Origin of the sequence: Nostoc sp. DedQUE12b (assembly GCF_034530835.1) — a bacterium.
In the GTDB taxonomy this organism is placed as follows: Bacteria; Cyanobacteriota; Cyanobacteriia; order Cyanobacteriales; family Nostocaceae; genus Nostoc.
Map to the genome: position 1 here is coordinate 1 of NZ_JAVRCI010000114.1, position 17,881 is coordinate 17,881.

A 17,881-nucleotide genomic window follows, 5' to 3' on the forward strand; every position below is an offset into this window, starting at 1 on the left:
CGAATATCAAAGACTCGTCCGCGAATATCAAAGACTCGTCCGTGAATATCAAAGACTCGTCCGCGAATATCAAAGACTCATTGTTGCATTATAAAATGCATCTTTTCTAGCCCAATGCCCAATATCTAAAAAACTATCCTGGGATATATAAAACTTTGTATCCTGAATGAATAGGTCTTAATAGTTCTTTTAAAACTGGTGCAAGAAGATTTTCGGTTAATTGTTGATTTAGTTTTAGTTCTAGGCGTTGCAGCCTGTGGCGGACTATTGGCGGCACTTTTGCAACAACCTGTGCTGCTGGGGTATCTCATTGGCGGGATAGTCATTGGGCCAACGGGACTGGGATTGATTAAAGAACTAATTCAAGTAGAGACTCTGGCACAATTCGGGGTCGCCTTTTTGTTATTCGCCTTGGGTGTGGAATTTTCCTTTGCGGAACTCAAGAAGGTAAAAGCGATCGCTCTTGGTGGAGGTGGACTCCAGATTGCTTTGACGATTTTGGTGACAGTTTTAGTATGCGGTTTAACTGGAGCTTGGGGAGCCTTACCTGCGAAGGGGATGTTTTTGGGGTGTATTCTGTCGCTGTCTTCCACAGCGGTTGTCCTCAAATGCTTGATGGAGCGCAACGAAACAGAAACGCCCCACGGGCAAGTGATGCTAGGGATTTTGGTAGTCCAGGACTTGGCACTAGGACTGATGTTAGCAGTCTTACCAGCCCTCAATCAACCACCAGAAACTATTGGCATCGCCGTCCTAACAGCGCTAGCTTCGATTGCTTTATTTGCTGCTGGGGCTGTAGCTGCGGGGATTTGGCTGATACCGCCTTTGTTGCAACTGCTAGCCCGTACTGAAAGCAAAGAACTATTTTTATTAGGAGTTGTAGCCCTGTGTTTAGGCATTGCCCTGTTGACAGAGCATTTAGGATTGTCCATTGAGATGGGCGCATTTGTCGCGGGTTTGATGATTTCTGAGGTAGAGTACGCCGACCAAACCCTGACTTATGTCGAACCACTGCGAGATATATTTGCCAGTTTGTTTTTTGCTGCCATTGGAATGTTAATTGACCCAGTGTTTTTGTGGAACAACCTGGAATTAATTTTGGGATTGGTGACACTAGTTTTCGTTGGTAAATTTTTGATTATCACGCCTTTGGTGAAACTGTTCCGCTATCCTTTGAAAACAGCTATAATCGCCGGTTTGGGACTGGCGCAAATTGGGGAATTTTCCTTTGTTCTCGCTAGCGAAGGGCAGTCTTTGGGGCTGGTGTCCCGACAAATATACTTATTAATTTTGGGAACTACCGCAGTCACTCTCATGCTGACTCCTTTTGTACTGCGGTTAGTGCCATTTTTATTTAACTTTGCCGAATCAATGCCTTGGTTGAAACCGTACTTAGAAGAAGATGAGGCGCGGGATGTATCAGAAGATTTGCCCTTCAAAGACCATGTGGTAGTTTGTGGCTATGGGCGAGTCGGCAAGAATTTGGTGAAGTTGTTGCTGCAACATGACCTACCGGTGGTGGTAATCGACCAATCAGAGAGTCGAATTCAGCAGTTGCGTGAGGCTGGGGTGTCTTATGTTTATGGCAATTGCGTCAGTTTACACGTTCTGGAAACTGCTGGCGTGAATCATGCCAAAGGAATGGCGATCGCACTCCCTGACCCCATGAGTACTCGTCTTTGTTTGAAACGCGCTTTGGAATTGTGCCCAGAATTAGATTTGGTTGTCCGTGCTACCCAGGATAAAAATATTGAAGTGCTGTATCAATTGGGAGCAAGGGAAGTTGTGCAACCAGAGTTTGAAGCCAGCTTAGAAATGGCAACCTATTTATTAACTGGCTTAGGCTTGTTGTCGCCAGCTGTCGTCCAACGAGAAATGCAGCAAATCCGCAACGATCATTATTTAGATTTTCGCCCAGAGCGTTCTGCAAGTGAAGTTGCTCGTGATTTGCGCCAAGCAACCCGCGATTTAAATCAGCGCTGGTATCCTTTACCATCCAATTCGCCCTTAATTGGCATGAGTATAGAAGAGGCGGATATGCGCTATTTAACAGGAGTGAGTTTGATGGCAATTCGCCGCGCTAATGGTGATGAAATCGATTATCCCAACAATCAAACCAAATTGGCAGAAGGCGATCGCTTGTTGGTGGTGGGAGCAGATGAAGAACTGGCGGCTTTGGCAGAATTCGCTAAGGGACAAGCTGCTGTTCCCGGAGAAAATAGTGCTTGCCAGTGGGTTACAGTCAATGCAGATACGCCAACACTAGGTAAAACCCTTGCAGATTTAGATATCGCCAAGCAATTTGGAGTACAGGTACAGGCGATCCGGCGAGATGGTAAATTTATCCGCTATCCTGATGGTGGCATGGATTTACGAGTTGGCGACCAAGTATTGTTATGTGGTAGTTTGACAGGTCTGAGTCAACTACAACAGTTATTTGCGATCGCTAGTTCAGTACCCCTGTCTATCCCAGTGGTGAAAGCTGGTGAAGCAGAAGCGCTCAAAGACTTTCTACCTGCCGATAGTGTGACTGATTGAACTTTAAGACTCCGCAAGCTAAGTGACTCAATATAGCGATCTCCCTTTTGGGGTAGTAGTGACTTGGCTATTTGGGGCGTTTTTTCATATTCTTCTAGGATCGTATCGCTTTTGGGCGTTGCTGAATAGAGGTATGAATCAAGCGATCGCCTCAAGCTTGCCGGCGCACAGCGCCGACAGCGCCATTGAACCATACTTAAGATAATATATTACTAATCGAATTGAATATCCCAGCATTTCTTCTGATTTAGAGTAGCAGAAAGTTTTACGATGTAGACGAGCAAGATAATGCCTGAAACGGCTATTTTCACCTTCTACTCAAGTCAATTATGTTTTGCTAATAATATGGACAATTAGCTTATTAGAAAAGAATCGTGCGATCGCTTCTCTTTAATCCTAAACAGGAAACAACCTGACTTTTAGCAGCCAGGAACTTCATCTCTCTTGGTCAAAGATCGCACTTTTCACCAAAGCATTTCAATGACTAAATTCCTCTAGGCGAATCAACCCTAATTCTCAAAAGCAATACTGCCCTTCAGGTAACACCTGTTTGTCACAGACGCTTTTTTTATGCCACCAATGCCGTAATTACCACACATCTCCCTTGTAGGGTTTACAAAACTCCCCGCAATTGTGACGATTACGCTAGAATTATTAAAGGTTCTTTACAGAATTTGCTGATCGTTCCCAATTCTGTTAAAACAGCCTAGCATTCAAATGTAAATCTTATAAACACCCTCTAGAGTTCACCAAAAGCTTCTATGACGCTCCCAATTCGCAACGTCGCCATTATCGCCCACGTTGACCACGGCAAAACCACGCTGGTTGACGCACTCCTCAAACAATCCGGCATTTTCCGCGAAGGCGAAGACGTTCCGGATTGCGTTATGGACTCCAACGCCCTAGAACGGGAACGGGGTATTACTATCCTGTCCAAAAATACGGCGGTTCGCTACAAAGAAACACTAATTAATATTGTTGATACTCCTGGACACGCTGACTTTGGTGGCGAAGTTGAACGCGTACTCGGCATGGTTGACGGATGTCTTCTGATTGTCGATGCCAATGAAGGCCCCATGCCCCAAACGCGCTTTGTACTCAAAAAAGCTTTGGAAAAAGGGCTGCGCCCCATCGTTGTCATCAACAAAATTGATCGCGGACAAGCTGATCCCCACGTTGCTGTTGATAAAGTATTGGATCTGTTCTTGGAATTAGGGGCAGATGAAGACCAGTGTGATTTTCCTTATCTGTTTGCTTCCGGGATGGGAGGTTTTGCTAAGGAAACCTTGGAAGCAGAATCGGTAGACATGCAACCCCTGTTTAACGCGATTCTGAAACACGTTCCATCACCAGTAGGCGACAGCAATAAGCCTCTGCAATTGCAAGTCACAACCCTAGATTATTCTGAATATCTGGGACGGATTGTAATTGGCAGAATTCACAACGGCACTATCCGTGCTGGACAACAAGCAGCTTTAATCACAGAAAACGGCACAATTGTCAAGTCAAAAATCACTAAGCTGATGGGCTTTGAAGGGTTGAAACGGGTGGAGTTGGAAGAAGCCACCGCCGGTTATATTGTTGCTGTGGCTGGTTTCGCTGATGCTTATATTGGGGAAACAATCACTGACCCCAATGAACCCCAAGCTTTACCACTGATTAAAGTGGATGAACCAACCTTGCAAATGACCTTCTGGGTGAATGATTCGCCCTTTGCTGGTCAAGAAGGTAAGTTGGTGACATCAAGACAAGTGCGCGATCGCCTTTTCCGCGAACTCGAAACCAACGTTGCTTTGCGTGTCGAAGAAACCGATTCTCCCGATAAATTCCTCGTTTCCGGTCGTGGAGAACTCCACCTGGGTATCTTAATTGAAACCATGCGCCGGGAAGGATTCGAGTTTCAGGTATCTCAGCCACAGGTAATTTACCGCGAAGTCAACGGTCAACCTTGCGAACCTTACGAACTCTTGGTGTTAGACATTCCTGTTGATGCTGTGGGTAGCTGTATCGAACGCCTGGGACAACGCAAAGGCGAAATGCAAGATATGCAACCTGGTAGTGGCGATCGCACCCAGTTAGAGTTTGTCATTCCCGCCCGTGGTTTGATTGGTTTCCGGGGTGAATTCATGCGGATGACTCGTGGCGAAGGCATCATGAACCACAGCTTCTTAGACTACCGTCCACTCAGTGGCGACATTGAAGCCCGTAACAAAGGCGTTTTAATCTCCTTTGAAGAAGGTGTTTCTACCTTCTACGCCATGAGAAACGCCGAAGATAGAGGAGCATTCTTTATTACTCCCGGCACAAAGGTTTACAGAGGCATGATTGTAGGAGAACACAATCGTCCGCAAGATTTGGAATTGAATATCTGTAAAACCAAGCAGTTAACTAACCACCGCGCTGCTGGTGGTGATGAACTGGTTCAGTTGCAAGCACCAATAGACATGAGCTTAGAGCGTGCTTTGGAATACATTGGCCCTGATGAATTGGTGGAAGTTACACCTCAATCGATTCGTCTGCGGAAGATGTCGAAGAAGTTGGCCAAACGGTAAGTAAAGCAATAACTTAATAGATTTAGAAAGCCCGCTAATGCGGGCTTTTTATTTTGTTATCTACTGCCTTTTGTTTAAATTATCCCGCATCAAATAGAAGTGCAATCTAAAATGCATTGACGTTATATGTAAGGAAATTTTGGGCATTCTATAAATAGAATTTGCTGATTAAAATTCTTCACAATATATATAACTGTACATCTAGCAATGAAATCTAAATTTTATACATCTCAAGTTATTGCTACTGCTAACCGTATTGATGTAACTAAACTTCCTTGGGTTTTATATATTGATAAAAAATCACTTCCTACCTTCGGTGGTATTTATTTTGTAGGCAGTGATCAAGAGCCTACAGCTTATATTGGTCAAGCCGGATGTTTCAAAACTCGTTTTATTAGTGGACATCATCGAAAAAATGCCTTTGAGCAACTTGTTGACGAGTATGGTCAAAAATGTGTCAAAGTCCGCTATTGGCAAGCACCATTAATGCCTAAATGCGAATTAGTACCTTTCCTGTGTCAACTAGAGAGTTATTTAATAGAAAATTCCAAAACAAGGTATAATCACACAGCAAATTCTTTGCCTAAAACACCATTTGCATCTAGACAACGCACTTATTATCACCCTATATATGTCCAGTTAAATAAGTTAGGTGAATACTATGTACCAAAATCTTTAGATGGAACGGCAGGATTCTACTTCAGCCTTCAAAAAATCCACATGGCTGAAAATGCTATTAAATATCATTCTCCAACATTTATAATTTCCAGTGGTACTTGGCAAAATGCTTTATACGAATACAAAAATAATCTTGACCCAAAGTGGAAGCAATACTCAACACTATATTTCTTAGAAGCAAGGTTTCGGGCACGTTGGATTAAGGATGTTGGACAGGGTGGTATAGAAGATTATGTTCTCTGTGGCGACCAGGCTACTTTCCATCGTATTTTCTTAAATGAGGAAGCAGGCTTTAAGGAATTCTCAATTAAGTATTTAAGAACGGGACTAACGAATTGCAGTAAATCAGATTTTTGTGAAACTCTGCTGCGTTTAACAAACTGACTTTTCCCGTTAAGTCTCTTTTGCAAGCTGCCAACCTTCACAGAGATCGTGTAATTTTAACCAATTGAGCATATTGTACAAAATAAACAAACTAACCTAGCCAGCCAGCAAGCATTCTTACAGAAAGCGATCGCCCTTGCCGTGCATTTAGTCAAATCTTTGAGTAACAATGAAGAGGACTGAAAAAGGCAATTATCATGACTATTCGTGAAACTGCGATCGCAAAATTGCAGCAACTTTCCGAACCGCTCCTGCAAGAAGTGACCGATTTCATTGATTTTATTATCCACAAACATCAAGTTAAAATTGCTGACAGTCAGCCTGATGAACCGCTTGTGGAAAAATGGTCACAATGGTTTGAGGCTGTGGATTCCCTAGAGTTATCTCCACCTGAAACAGTCACCAACTATCAGCAACTCCTACTCAACAAATATCGGCAACAAGGGCTAGAGCTATGATCCTGTGTGATGCAGGAGTTCTGCTTTGTTTGGTAGATCGCACTCAGCCTCAGCACAATGCTTATAAAATTGCAGTGATGCGTTTGGCAAAGCCTCTCGTCACAACCTGGTCATGCCTGACAGAAGCCATGTATCTTGCCCTGCATCGTGGCGGCTGGCAAATGCAAAAACAGTTGGGGCAGCTTCTTTTAGATAAATTGCTGACCGTTTACGAGATTCAGGAAAGTGATTACAGCCGTTTGTTGGCGCTGATGGAACAATACCGCGATCGCCCAATGGATTTAGCAGATGCAACGTTGGTTTTGACGGCTGAAAAGACAGGCTATCATCAAATTCTCACCCTCGATTCTGATTTCTTGTTTTATCGAATTGGTCATCAAGACATCTTTGAAATCATTTCAGTCTGATAGAGAAAGTCGCAACGTTATTATTGGCTTATCTAGGTTTGAACAACTTTTAGTTGTTGCACATACCTGATAGAGGGGAAAAGATACGAATTATAGCAAAGTGCTGAGTGCTGAGTGCTGAGTGCTGAGTAAAAACCCAGCCGTTTCAAACCTTTGAGCAATCAACACTGTCCTAATCTATGTGACTACGGCTATATCAGCGCCCAAAATGCTACTCGCCAAGAGAAGAGGTTTTATAAACAAGGAAGTTGAAAACGAAATGGAAGATGAATTACGTCCTGAGTACGACTTCGTTCAAATGGGAAGCGGGGTTAGAGGTAAATATGTTGAACGGTATAGTACAAAAACTAACCTAGTACTTTTAGCTCCCGATGTTACCCAAGCTTTTCCCAACGATGAAGCAGTGATGAGGCATTAAGGTTGTTAATCCAGGTCGCCCAGCGCCAGCAGCCTAACACAACGACCCGATCTGGATCAGATCATATTGTTTGAGCAAATTATGAAGGGGCAATCATTGAGACAACAGGCAGGTAATCTGATAGAGAATTATTCAGATGGTAAACTAGCAGAATAAAAATTTTTGCAGAAATAATTGTAATGGCTATTCATAAAACTGCGTAGGCGTAGCCCGTCGTAGACATCGCTCTTTTGCGTATTTTCACACAAAGCGATCGCAGGTTAAAAATTATCAATATATTTTCTCAGAAACACTAATTGATTTGCCATATCCTCGGCTTCTACACTTTCTACTAACTTCAACAAGCCTCGCAACTGTTCTCCAATTGCATAGCTTTGCTTGGCAGCAAGTACAATACCTGAATGGTTTTGTTGCTGTTCGAGATAAGCTTTATGTAATCGACAAAAATCACCAACATTGAAACTATAAATAACTCGTCTCTGTTCCGTTGCCCAGATTAATTGGTTATCATCAGATGATCCTAATCTATCTGCTTCAGCCGTTGTCATTACATCAATCCCTGCATTGCGTAAGCCATTAGCTAAAGATTTTTTGCCAGCATCTTCATCTAAATAGAAACGAATTTGACTCATGCAAAATTACCTGACATCCACTTCGTTTCCAGGGCATTACATTCTGCTTGATATAAAGCAATTTCTGTATCCATTGCTTCCTGATTAGCATAGTAATAGGCAAGCGCCGCATAAACTTGCGCTAGAGATAAATGTGGATATTCTGTCACAATATCTTGAGGAGATAAGCCTGCTTGAGAATCCATTACAATATTTTGAACCGTCATCCGCGTACCAGCAATGCAAGGGCGACCTCCAGCAACTTGAGGTGTCCTCACAATTAGGGTTCCAATATCAACTATTGCTACCATGTTTTTTCCACTCTAGAAGAATGATTTTGCTTCAGTACCTCAACTAACTCATCCTCTTCTGCTGTACGGCGATCGATCCCATCTCGGCGATCAAAGTAATAAGCCATTGCTGCATAAACAGATGCCAGTGACAGGTCATACTTACCAGCAATCTCTACCAAGGAATATCCTAGCTTTAAATGCATCATCGCTATATCTTCTACAGCAATGCGTGTATCAGTAATGCGGGGCTTCCCACTACGCACATCAGAAGAGATTTCAATATGCTCCCGACTGACTAACTGGATCAAAGAATCTTCCACATTTATTCCATCTTTTAATAATACAGATTTTTTTGCTGAACCCCTGAGACACTGTGAATTTCGGGTAGTGTTGGGTTAAAAAAGAAACATGAAAATCATCAAACCCATCACTAATTGGTTAGAAACCCGCGCCAGTGCCCCTGCTTATGGCGGTTGGGTACTAGCAGCAACGGCTATTTGTTTTTTTGGCGCAGGTATCAATACTATGGCTGGTTGGCTGTACGCCATTAGCGGCATCAGTTTTGCCCTTTTAGGTGTAGCAGCCATCTTACCGCCGCGATCGCTTACAAATCTATCTATCACCCGCCGTCCCATTCAACCTGTGTCAGCAGGCGACGATCTCACTGTAGGATTAGAAATCCGCAATCAGACACAGCAGCCTGTAAGCTTATTGCAAGTTGAAGATATACTACCCTTCGTTTTAGGAAAACCAGTACAAAAGGCCATTGAAACAATTCCTCCCCAAGGTAGTTACCGTTGGGTATATTACCACCCTACCCAGCGACGGGGTGTTTATCGCTGGCACACAGTCGAACTAGGTTCTGGTGCGCCATTGGGGTTGTTTTGGTGTCGTCGTCAGCGTGATTGTGCTGCCACAGCGATCGTTTATCCTACAGTGTTACCCTTGGCTACCTGCCCCCTAGTGGATGAAATGGGGCAAGAAGAGAGCAAAAGGGGCGATCCTCGTGGTAAACCCTTGCAGACAGCGACAACGGGGCTGGTGCGATCGCTCCGTCCTTATCGTCTAGGAGATCCCACCCGTCTGATTCACTGGCGAACTAGCGCCCGCTATGGAGAATTAAGGGTGCGGGAGTTAGAGATGGTAACAGGTGGACAAGAAATAGTTATTGCCCTTGACAGTGCTAGCAATTGGGAAGAAGAAAACTTTGAACAAGCAGTAATTGCCGCAGCATCGCTGTACTTTTATGCACAGCAACAGCAATTACAGGTGCAACTGTGGACAGCATCAACAAGTTTAATCAAAGGCGATCGCTTTGTTCTAGAAACCTTAGCAGCAACCGCAGCCTTAGAAGATGCCAGTTCAGTTGTTCCTAAAAGCTATCCCTTGATTTGGCTAACTCAGAATCCTCTGAGCCTTGCTACTCTTCCTCAAGGTAGTCGCTGGGTTTTGTGGCCAAATATCTCCTCAGCAGCAGAACCAGAGGTAATTAATTGGGAACACCCTGGTATAGTTTTGCAAAGCGATGGATCACTGCAACCCCAACTACAAAAAACATTACATTCATAAATCAATTCAAATTTTATAATTTCAAAGACTGCTGATAAGTTCAGCTTCTGCGATTTCTGAGATTTTCTCTGATCCCAGAACACCGGATATATCAGCCTTTGAGCAAAGGGAAGATAATTTGAGCAGGTAAGGTTGGGGAAATACACCCAGTAATCCCTTAGTGAGGCTGAGGTACAATGCAAAGAAATATTTAAATTATGAGCGACATGATCACATCAGAACATAACACAAAATCCAGCGATAAAAGCCTAGAGGCAATGCGGCATTTTTCCGAACAATACGCCAAGCGTACTGGAACATACTTCTGTTCTGAACCTTCTGTCACCGCAGTTGTGATTGAAGGACTAGCCAAACATAAAGACGATCTGGGTGCGCCTTTATGTCCTTGTCGCCATTACGAAGATAAAGAAGCTGAGATTCACGCCACATATTGGAACTGTCCTTGTGTGCCAATGAGAGAACGCAAAGAGTGCCATTGCATGTTATTCCTCACCCCTGACAACGAGTTTGCTGGAGACAAACAAGAAATCTCTCTAGAAACAATCAAAGAAGTACGAGACAGCATGGGATGAGCGAAATCATCCCCCAAGAGTTTTGGCAAGGCGTAGAACAGTTCAATTCTGGACAGTTCTACGCTTGTCATGACACTTTAGAGGCTTTGTGGATTGAAGCTAGCGAACCGGAAAAAAGCTTTTATCAAGGCATTCTCCAAATTGCTGTAGCGCTGTATCATTTGGAGAATCGGAACTGGCGAGGTGCGGTAATTCTATTGGGAGAAGGCAGCAATCGCCTACGCCGTTACCCATCTAGTTACGGCGGCGTTGACGTAGATGAGCTATTGAGCGAGAGCGCAGTGTTGTTGACGAATTTACAACAAATCGGGCCAGATAAAATTGCCGCTGGCGATCTGGGCGAAAATCAAGTCTTATCTTTGCCTAGAATTGTGCTAAGTACTGATGATTAGACATCCAGTTAAATTATGCGTTGCCTGAAATCCCTGGTAGGCAAAATTCAGCTAGCCGACGACTTCCCGTACCACTCAGTGGAAGCAAGCTACGCGTAGCGTCTTTGTTAAAAGAAGAGTATTGTGCCTACGTCGATTTCACTTAGATATCAATTAGCTGAAACCTTGAGGTTGGGGGTAGCGTCACTATTTCAGCCAGTAGTTATCGGCAATCACTCCAGATCGTATATTTTATATCTGGATAAAGTACTTGAGATAATTAGAATGCAAGCTGAAATCGTAAATCCCCAATTGCTATGATGCCCTGCTATCAATTGCCCATATCCCAAATGCGTCGCTTTGGATTAGCTTTAATGCTGCCAGCTGCACTCTTAGGCGCTTTTGCCTTCCCTACCCAAGTGCAAACCGCTACTGCACAAACATCTCAGGCAAATCGCCCCCTGACTATCCGCGCTGATGTGCAAGAATATGACGCGAAAAATCAAGTAATTACCGCTCGCGGTAACGTGCAAATGTTGTATCCTTCTCGTCAACTTCAAGCAACATCTGCCCAAGCACAGTATTTTAGTAAGGAACGCCGAATTGATTTTAGTGGTAACGTCTATATTCTGCAACAGGGCGGTAACAGTATTCGAGCAGAGAAAGTAACCTATTTAATTGATGAAGGGCGATTTGTTGCTTTACCCCAATCCAACCGTCAGGTAGAGTCCATCTACATGATTGAGGAATCAAATAATAGCGGACAAACTGCGACACCTGCCCCACAAACACCACCTTTGAAGCCTTCTAATTAGCATTTACCACCAAGAAAGGGTGCTTCCAGCGTGAAAATTGTTTTAGAGAATATTCACAAATCTTACGGCAAGCGAGTAATTGTCAATCGTGTCAATCTTTCTGTTGCTCAGGGCGAAATCGTTGGTTTACTAGGCCCCAATGGGGCTGGTAAAACGACGACTTTTTACATTGCCACAGGTTTAGAAAAACCCAATCAAGGAAAAGTTTGGCTGGGTAATGTAGACGTGACGGGAATGCCAATGCATAAAAGGGCACGACTGGGTATTGGTTATCTAGCACAAGAAGCCAGTGTTTTTCGCCAACTCTCGGTAGAGGATAATATTCTGTTAGTACTAGAGCAAACTCATGTGCCACGTTGGGAGTGGTCAAGGCGACTCAAAACTTTACTACGGGAGTTTCGGTTGGAAAAATTAGCTACAAGTAAAGGAATTCAACTATCTGGTGGTGAGCGACGGCGGACAGAATTAGCAAGGTCTTTAGCTGCTGGACAAGAAGGGCCAAAATTTTTACTTTTGGATGAACCATTTGCGGGAGTCGATCCGATCGCAGTCTCAGAAATTCAGCAAATCGTAGCACAACTGCGCGATCGCGGTATGGGAATCTTAATTACAGATCATAATGTCCGCGAAACCCTAGCCATAACCGATCGCGCCTACATTATGCGTGAGGGACAAATCCTCGCTTTTGGTGCTGCTGACGAACTCTACAGCAATCCCCTGGTGCGGCAATATTATTTAGGAGATAATTTTCAAGTCTAAATTAACAATTATTTAGTTAATAATTTCCCAGAATATTTTGATTTTTGATTCTTCAGCATGAATTTATTAGTTTATTTTTAGCTATTAAGTATTTAATTTTGATCTTAAATACACTAGAGATGCTTCGCTTTGCCAGGGTTGCCAATATCTAAATTTTCAAGTTGCTTATGATATCAAAGAAGCTCACGCCTTTTAATAGTCTTTATTCGCTGCTACCTTTTACGATCATGGATCGCTACCTTGCCAGCGAATTGTTAGCGCCGTTTTTCTTTGGTGTCGGAGCTTTTTCATCAATTGGCGTCACCATTGATGCTGTATTTGATCTCGTCAGAAAAATTGTAGAATCTGGGCTACCTATAGACATTGCTATTCAAGTTTTTTTGTTAAAATTTCCCAATTTTATCGTTTTAGCCTTTCCCATGTCTACGCTGCTGGCTACTTTGATGACCTACAGTCGTCTTTCTAGCGAGAGCGAATTAATTGCTTTGCGTGGTTGTGGCGTCAGTGTCTATCGCATGGTGCTAACTGCTGTGATGTTAAGTCTTGTGGTTACAGGAATGACATTTGTGTTTAACGAAGAAATTGCACCAGCAGCAAATTATCAAGCGGCGATGACTCTGGATAAAGCACTCAAATCAGACAAGCCAACTTTTAAACAACAAAATATTTTCTATCCTGAATACCAGGATGTTGTCCAGCCGGATGGTTCTAAAAATCGGATATTGACACGCTTGTTTTACGCCGACCAATTTGATGGTAAGCGGATGACAGGGTTGACAATTATAGATCGCTCAACAAAAAATCTGAATCAAATTGTCGTATCAGAATCTGCTCAGTGGAATCCTTCTCAAAATGTCTGGGATTTTTACAACGGTACGATCTATTTTGTTGCTGCCGATCGCTCTTATCGTAACATCGTCAAATTTGAACAACAACAACTGCAACTACCGCGCACGCCATTAAGTCTGGCAGAAAAAAGCCGCGATTATGGTGAGATGAATATTTCTGAAGCACTACAGCAACTAGATGTGGAAAATCTTGGTGGCGATCGCCAAAAAATTCGTAAACTTGAAGTGCGGATTCAACAAAAAATCTCTTTGCCCTTTGTCTGCGTGGTTTTTGGCTTGGTAGGTGCAGCGATGGGAAGCATACCCCAGCGGACGGGGAGAGGTACCAGCTTTGGGATTAGTGTCCTAGTTATATTTTCGTACTACTTAATTTTCTTTATTAGTGGGGCGATGGCACAAGCAGGTGTCCTTTCTCCCTTTATGGGGGCTTGGTTGCCCAACTTTCTTTTTTTGGGAATAGGTTTATTCTTATTGATGCGAGTTGCCAGACGTTAAATTGAGGTGGATGCGAAAGTAGACAAACAATATTAAACATCTGGTGAAATTAAATATGCGTTATCCATAAGCCCTGTAGAAACATCGCAGTGGTAAATCTCTACATTCTTTTTCACCAGATGTCTATTATTTTCCCACTTCAATTACGGGTGATAATTTCGACATTCTGGTGCATTGGGGTTTTCCTTGCAGTATTCTTCAAAAGAGACTTTAGCTGATATCATACCCTCAGCTTTTTGATGAGCTGCTTCTGCCTGAAGTTCTTCTACCTCATCCCAGGCAGCTGCACAAGCTTTAGAATAAGCACCTTGTTCAGTGCAAATAGCACGAGCCTGCTCAATTGCTTTTTGAATTCTCTCCTCCAGCAGTAGCGCTTTTGGCGCTTCCACAAAGTCGCTCTTAGTCAAAATGTCGGTAATCGAGATGATGCCCAACAACTTGCCTTGAATCACAGGTGCGCGATGAATACCAGTATTAGCAAATAACCGCGCTACATATTCCACACCCAAATCAGGATTGACTACAATGCAGGGCTTGCTCATAATTTCGTAAACCCGCACTTGCTTTGGATCTTTACCGTAGGCTGTGATCTTATAGACAATATCCGTTGCTGTGACAATGCCATAAGCATCATTCTCATGGCGGCAATCCACAACCAGCGCCCGCAATCCTTTATCCTTCATCAGCCCCACCGCTTCAGCAACAGTTGCCGAACCGCGAATGGTAACTACATCTTTGGTCATGATATCTTCAGCTTTCATCATTGCTGTAGTCTCCTGGTTAATAGTCCGGTGCAGCACTGCGCCCTGATGAACGTATCGAAGCATTGCAGCGCACAGTTTGCTAACTAGAAAGCAAAAAAAGTTGAACTTTTGCCCAGCTACAACAATAAATTAGACCAGTTGTCAACTTATGATGTTATCCAATGTAACCAATGCCCAAAAACTAAGCATAAATTGTGATAATATCTTGCCGATTAACAAATATTTATTTTTTAATTGCCGAAAATCGCCGCATTTTCCAGAAATAGCTAGAAATCAAATTGGTAATAATATGAGCAACAATCGGCACTAACAAGTTGCCCGTGAGCAGGGCGCTATATGCCAATATCATCCCGACAATTGTTGCCCAAATTACATAAGGCCATTGTTGGGAACCGCTAAAATGCAAGATGCCAAAGCAAAGACTGGATACTATTACAGCTATCAGATCGGAGCCTAAAGCTGGTAGCATCACACCTCTAAATAACAATTCTTCACTCAATCCTGGTAGAAAGCCCAGCCAAATTAAATCTGGTAAAGCTAAAGGTTTGAGTATTACTTCTAGGTAATAATCTGCACTCTTACGATAGGCAGTCCATAGACGGTAAGTTAAGCCACTTAAGGCAGTGAGTACAAACCCCAACCCTACACCTAAGAGCAACTCTCTTGGATTCAAGTCCCAAGAAAATAGCGAAAAGTTGCCAAAGTATAACGAAAGTTTGGCGACTATCAACAAAATGATTGCAGTCGCTCCCATCGCCCCAAGTACTTGGATGCGCGTCAGGTATGGAATTTCTGGCTCTTGCTTTTGTTGTTCAATCACGGGTTTTTAAGAGGAATGAGGGAGGGGGCAGGGGAAGCAGGGGAGCAGGGGGGCAGGGGAGAATAATTTTTAGTGTAATTCAGGGAATTAGTATGAATTTTAACTTTTAACTCCTGCCTCCTGCCTCCTAGCTCCTAACTAATGGGCTGCAAAGGTAATAATTTGGGACGGAGAGCGGAGGGATTGATGCCTGCTTTATGTGCCACCAATACACCTACTGCTTCTAAATATGAGTTTACCTGTATAGATTTGATCCCCAAGGGTTGGGCAGGAACTTTTATTAGAGTTTTATTTTCTTCTACTGTAATTATTTGGCATCGTCTTTGGCTTAAACTCAGTAAGGCACTGCTACCACAAGCATTTGCTGGTACGATCGCAACATCCACTTCATCTACCCAAATATCTTCTTGCTGCGATCTGATTGCTCCTTTTTCTACTATAAATTGTGGGGCACGACTTAATCCTACAAGCACGCAGGGCAAAAAGGTATAGCCCAATTCTTCGGCGGCGGAACGGGGCGATAAATCAGGTTGTGGAGGTTCGCTCAAAAGCGCGGGAGAATGAGCGCAAGGAATTTGAAAGGTTCGTACTAGCAAATGGCTAATTACGGCTTCTGCACCCGCCAGAGAATCTACGCCTTCACCGTGGCGGTATTTTTGTACTGCTTCTGAGTCCATATCATCGGGGAAACGGGCAACAACTGCGATCGCTTCTGCCCCCGCTTTTTTAATTAATATCTCAGCTGCCCGTAATAAACTATCCGGGTTGCCAATTGTTCCCCAACTCGCTCCCGATGCTGTAGCCCGTAATTCTACATTTAATGGCGCATCAGTAATTACATAATCTGTTAAGGTCAATCCTAGAGTTGCTCTGACTGCATCGGCGGCTTGTATATGTCGTAGCTGCAACTCTGGCTCAATGCCTTGGTCTAAAAGTAAACCTACTTTATTGCTGCGGACTGGACGCAAACCCCAACATCCAGAGGCGAATTTGTCAAGTCCATAACCTTCAACATAAAAAGTATTTGGGAGATTCCAATACAAACTTGCGCCATTGAGAACATTGGGGTGAGTAATTAGGCGATCGCAAACCTGTGCGATAACTTTGGCAACAGGCAAAGCATCTCCTGCATAACCCCCAATGGCAGCCCCAACGCCAGTTGGTACAATTAATATAGCGGTGTATGGACGTTGCATATCGAGTTCGTTATTCCTTGTGCTTGATAAGCTGTTATGCAGCTAATTTTAATAAACAGCACATTGGAGTTATTTTTTAGGCAAAGACTACGCAGTATTGACACAGGTGGGGTTTCACTGAATTCTACACATAGTTAGATGAAATATTGCCGCCAAGTTTCTTATCTTGGGATTACAGCTTAGAGTTGTTACTCCGTTCAGCTCAAAGATGGAAAAAACACCAGGAGTATAACTTGAGTCTTACTATGGATTTAAATTCTTTGTTGAATCTAAATACATTTATTGAATTATTACTGGGGATTAGTTTGAGCGCGGCGGCTGGCTTTCGAGTATTTGTACCACTGCTAGCATTGAGTGTGGCTTCAGTTTTTGGACATTTTGATTTGCCGACTAACTTTGATTGGGTGGAAACACCTCAAGCTGTAATTGTATTTGCCGTTGCTTGTTTACTAGAAATTATCGGTTATTACATTCCTTGGTTGGATCATCTGCTGGATATTGTAGCCACTCCTGCGGCATTTATCGCCGGGACAATCGTCACAGCATCTGTTGCTCCAGAGATGAATCCATTGGTGCAATGGACATTAGCTTTAGTTGCTGGTGGTGGAACCGCAGGATTAACTCAGGGATTAACGAATATATTGCGGATAAGTTCTACTGGCGTTTCCGGTGGATTAACCAATCCAGTTGTGTCAACTATTGAGTTGCTCATCGCTATCGGACTATCTGTGCTGGCGCTAGCTTTACCAGCGGTAGCAGGAGTGATTGTGATTGGTTTTCTAATAATAGCTATTCAAAGAATTTGGAATTTCTTTGCTGTAAGTTCATCAGCAAATACTTCGCCGTAAATATCATTTTCAGGACTTACCCAATCCTGATAAGCCTGAGATTCAACAGTAGGATTAACAGATTTTTCGCCATTCTTGAAAGAAAGAGCTAAATCAAGCAATGCTGATAACTGCTCATTATTGAGTTGTTCAATCAGACTTAGAAGTTCTTGACGAATATTCATGGAATTGCCGACTGCTAACTATATTCAATGTATGCCATAAAGCGATCGCCTGTAGCGTTGGTGGTGTCGCAGCTACGCCAGTCGTAGATATCGCAATTATAGAGCGATCGCAGTCATAGGGTGTGTTAGCGCGAAAGCGTAACGCACCTTTGAATTCCATTAATGAGTCTTTTAGCTCCATTAATGAGGCTTTGAATTGCATTAATGAGTCTTTTAGCTCCATTAATGAGGCTTTGAACTCCATTAATGAGTCTTTTATATTCGTGAATGAGGCTTTGAACTCCATTAATGAGTCTTTGAACTCCATTAATGAGGCTTTGA

Annotated in this window: 21 protein-coding genes and 2 pseudogenes; 14 read left to right on the forward strand and 9 right to left on the reverse strand. The window is 43.2% G+C overall.

The window, feature by feature from the left end; all coding sequences use genetic code 11:
• Nucleotides 1–198: 198 nt before the first annotated feature.
• Both RMY16_RS30605 and RMY16_RS30610 read left to right on the forward strand, forming a co-directional pair.
• On the forward strand, nucleotides 199–2,538 hold the full coding sequence (locus tag RMY16_RS30605) for a cation:proton antiporter (RefSeq protein WP_322739519.1): 2,340 nt from the start codon (nucleotides 199–201) through the stop codon (nucleotides 2,536–2,538).
• Nucleotides 2,539–2,560: 22 nt separating this feature from the next.
• On the forward strand, nucleotides 2,561–2,743 hold the full coding sequence (locus RMY16_RS30610) for a hypothetical protein (protein ID WP_322739536.1): 183 nt from the start codon (nucleotides 2,561–2,563) through the stop codon (nucleotides 2,741–2,743).
• Here the strand turns inward: RMY16_RS30610 and RMY16_RS30615 are convergent.
• Nucleotides 2,677–2,856: pseudogene (locus RMY16_RS30615) on the reverse strand (hypothetical protein); the annotation flags it as partial. The gene RMY16_RS30610 and the pseudogene RMY16_RS30615 sit on opposite strands and share 67 nt — an antisense overlap.
• Before the next feature lie 443 nt (nucleotides 2,857–3,299).
• On the opposite strand from RMY16_RS30615, the gene typA reads away from it, so the two are divergent.
• The 5 genes and pseudogenes from typA (at nucleotide 3,300) to RMY16_RS30640 (ending at nucleotide 7,509) form a co-directional block, all read left to right on the forward strand.
• A complete protein-coding gene (gene typA, locus RMY16_RS30620) occupies nucleotides 3,300–5,090 on the forward strand; it encodes a translational GTPase TypA (protein ID WP_322739520.1) in 1,791 nt (596 codons plus the stop codon).
• A gap of 207 nt (nucleotides 5,091–5,297) precedes the next feature.
• Complete coding sequence (locus RMY16_RS30625) at nucleotides 5,298–6,152, forward strand: hypothetical protein (protein WP_322739521.1); 855 nt, start codon at nucleotides 5,298–5,300, stop codon at nucleotides 6,150–6,152.
• Between the two features lie 197 nt (nucleotides 6,153–6,349).
• Nucleotides 6,350–6,610: a hypothetical protein gene (locus RMY16_RS30630; RefSeq protein WP_322739522.1), complete on the forward strand. Its 261-nt coding sequence runs from the start codon at nucleotides 6,350–6,352 to the stop codon at nucleotides 6,608–6,610.
• Complete coding sequence (locus RMY16_RS30635; RefSeq protein ID WP_322739523.1) at nucleotides 6,607–7,017, forward strand: type II toxin-antitoxin system VapC family toxin; 411 nt, start codon at nucleotides 6,607–6,609, stop codon at nucleotides 7,015–7,017. The genes RMY16_RS30630 and RMY16_RS30635 overlap by 4 nt, the downstream gene beginning before the upstream one ends.
• Before the next feature lie 235 nt (nucleotides 7,018–7,252).
• Nucleotides 7,253–7,509, forward strand: a pseudogene (locus RMY16_RS30640) (hypothetical protein).
• Nucleotides 7,510–7,695: 186 nt separating this feature from the next.
• Here RMY16_RS30640 and RMY16_RS30645 read toward each other — a convergent pair.
• The 3 genes from RMY16_RS30645 to RMY16_RS30655 are packed head-to-tail and all read right to left on the reverse strand — an operon-like array spanning nucleotide 7,696 to nucleotide 8,659.
• Nucleotides 7,696–8,067: a DUF5615 family PIN-like protein gene (locus RMY16_RS30645; RefSeq protein ID WP_322739524.1), complete on the reverse strand. Its 372-nt coding sequence runs from the start codon at nucleotides 8,065–8,067 to the stop codon at nucleotides 7,696–7,698.
• Nucleotides 8,064–8,357 carry a DUF433 domain-containing protein gene (locus RMY16_RS30650; protein WP_322739525.1) on the reverse strand — a complete coding sequence of 98 codons (294 nt, stop codon included), beginning with the start codon at nucleotides 8,355–8,357 and terminating at the stop codon, nucleotides 8,064–8,066. The genes RMY16_RS30645 and RMY16_RS30650 overlap by 4 nt, the downstream gene beginning before the upstream one ends.
• The gene (locus tag RMY16_RS30655) at nucleotides 8,351–8,659 is read right to left on the reverse strand and encodes a DUF433 domain-containing protein (RefSeq protein ID WP_322739526.1); all 309 of its coding nucleotides are present in this window, start codon (nucleotides 8,657–8,659) and stop codon (nucleotides 8,351–8,353) included. Before RMY16_RS30655 ends, RMY16_RS30650 begins: the two co-directional genes overlap by 7 nt.
• Before the next feature lie 88 nt (nucleotides 8,660–8,747).
• On the opposite strand from RMY16_RS30655, the gene RMY16_RS30660 reads away from it, so the two are divergent.
• From RMY16_RS30660 to RMY16_RS30685, 6 genes are all read left to right on the forward strand, one after another.
• Nucleotides 8,748–9,908, forward strand: coding sequence for a DUF58 domain-containing protein (locus RMY16_RS30660; RefSeq protein WP_322739527.1), 1,161 nt, complete (start codon nucleotides 8,748–8,750; stop codon nucleotides 9,906–9,908).
• 206 nt (nucleotides 9,909–10,114) lie between these two features.
• Entirely contained in the window at nucleotides 10,115–10,480 is a 366-nt protein-coding gene (locus RMY16_RS30665) for a ferredoxin thioredoxin reductase catalytic beta subunit (RefSeq protein WP_094351306.1), read from the forward strand.
• Nucleotides 10,477–10,872 (forward strand): DUF309 domain-containing protein, encoded by a 396-nt coding sequence (locus RMY16_RS30670; RefSeq protein WP_322739528.1) that lies wholly within the window; start codon nucleotides 10,477–10,479, stop codon nucleotides 10,870–10,872. Before RMY16_RS30665 ends, RMY16_RS30670 begins: the two co-directional genes overlap by 4 nt.
• 296 nt (nucleotides 10,873–11,168) lie before the next feature.
• A complete protein-coding gene (locus RMY16_RS30675) occupies nucleotides 11,169–11,666 on the forward strand; it encodes an LptA/OstA family protein (protein WP_322739529.1) in 498 nt (165 codons plus the stop codon).
• 30 nt (nucleotides 11,667–11,696) lie between these two features.
• Nucleotides 11,697–12,425 carry an LPS export ABC transporter ATP-binding protein gene (gene lptB / locus RMY16_RS30680; RefSeq protein WP_322739530.1) on the forward strand — a complete coding sequence of 243 codons (729 nt, stop codon included), beginning with the start codon at nucleotides 11,697–11,699 and terminating at the stop codon, nucleotides 12,423–12,425.
• Nucleotides 12,426–12,652: 227 nt separating this feature from the next.
• The gene (locus tag RMY16_RS30685; RefSeq protein ID WP_322739535.1) at nucleotides 12,653–13,768 is read left to right on the forward strand and encodes an LptF/LptG family permease; all 1,116 of its coding nucleotides are present in this window, start codon (nucleotides 12,653–12,655) and stop codon (nucleotides 13,766–13,768) included.
• Between the two features lie 143 nt (nucleotides 13,769–13,911).
• Here the strand turns inward: RMY16_RS30685 and RMY16_RS30690 are convergent, their stop codons facing one another.
• The 3 genes from RMY16_RS30690 to RMY16_RS30700 all read right to left on the reverse strand — a co-directional run bounded on the left by RMY16_RS30690 (nucleotide 13,912) and on the right by RMY16_RS30700 (nucleotide 16,548).
• Nucleotides 13,912–14,532, reverse strand: coding sequence for a CP12 domain-containing protein (locus RMY16_RS30690; RefSeq protein ID WP_322668817.1), 621 nt, complete (start codon nucleotides 14,530–14,532; stop codon nucleotides 13,912–13,914).
• A gap of 223 nt (nucleotides 14,533–14,755) precedes the next feature.
• Nucleotides 14,756–15,352 carry a CPBP family intramembrane glutamic endopeptidase gene (locus RMY16_RS30695; RefSeq protein WP_322668802.1) on the reverse strand — a complete coding sequence of 199 codons (597 nt, stop codon included), beginning with the start codon at nucleotides 15,350–15,352 and terminating at the stop codon, nucleotides 14,756–14,758.
• A 134-nt stretch (nucleotides 15,353–15,486) separates the two neighbouring features.
• Complete coding sequence (locus tag RMY16_RS30700) at nucleotides 15,487–16,548, reverse strand: DUF3326 domain-containing protein (protein WP_322739531.1); 1,062 nt, start codon at nucleotides 16,546–16,548, stop codon at nucleotides 15,487–15,489.
• A 245-nt stretch (nucleotides 16,549–16,793) separates the two neighbouring features.
• Here RMY16_RS30700 and RMY16_RS30705 point away from each other — a divergent pair, with 245 nt between their 5' ends.
• A complete protein-coding gene (locus tag RMY16_RS30705) occupies nucleotides 16,794–17,396 on the forward strand; it encodes a DUF4126 domain-containing protein (protein WP_322739532.1) in 603 nt (200 codons plus the stop codon).
• Here the strand turns inward: RMY16_RS30705 and RMY16_RS30710 are convergent.
• The gene (locus RMY16_RS30710) at nucleotides 17,342–17,560 is read right to left on the reverse strand and encodes a hypothetical protein (protein ID WP_322739533.1); all 219 of its coding nucleotides are present in this window, start codon (nucleotides 17,558–17,560) and stop codon (nucleotides 17,342–17,344) included. The genes RMY16_RS30705 and RMY16_RS30710 overlap by 55 nt on opposite strands.
• Nucleotides 17,526–17,881: hypothetical protein (locus RMY16_RS30715; protein ID WP_322739534.1), on the reverse strand; the 356-nt coding region annotated here is incomplete at its 5' end. The genes RMY16_RS30710 and RMY16_RS30715, both read right to left, overlap by 35 nt.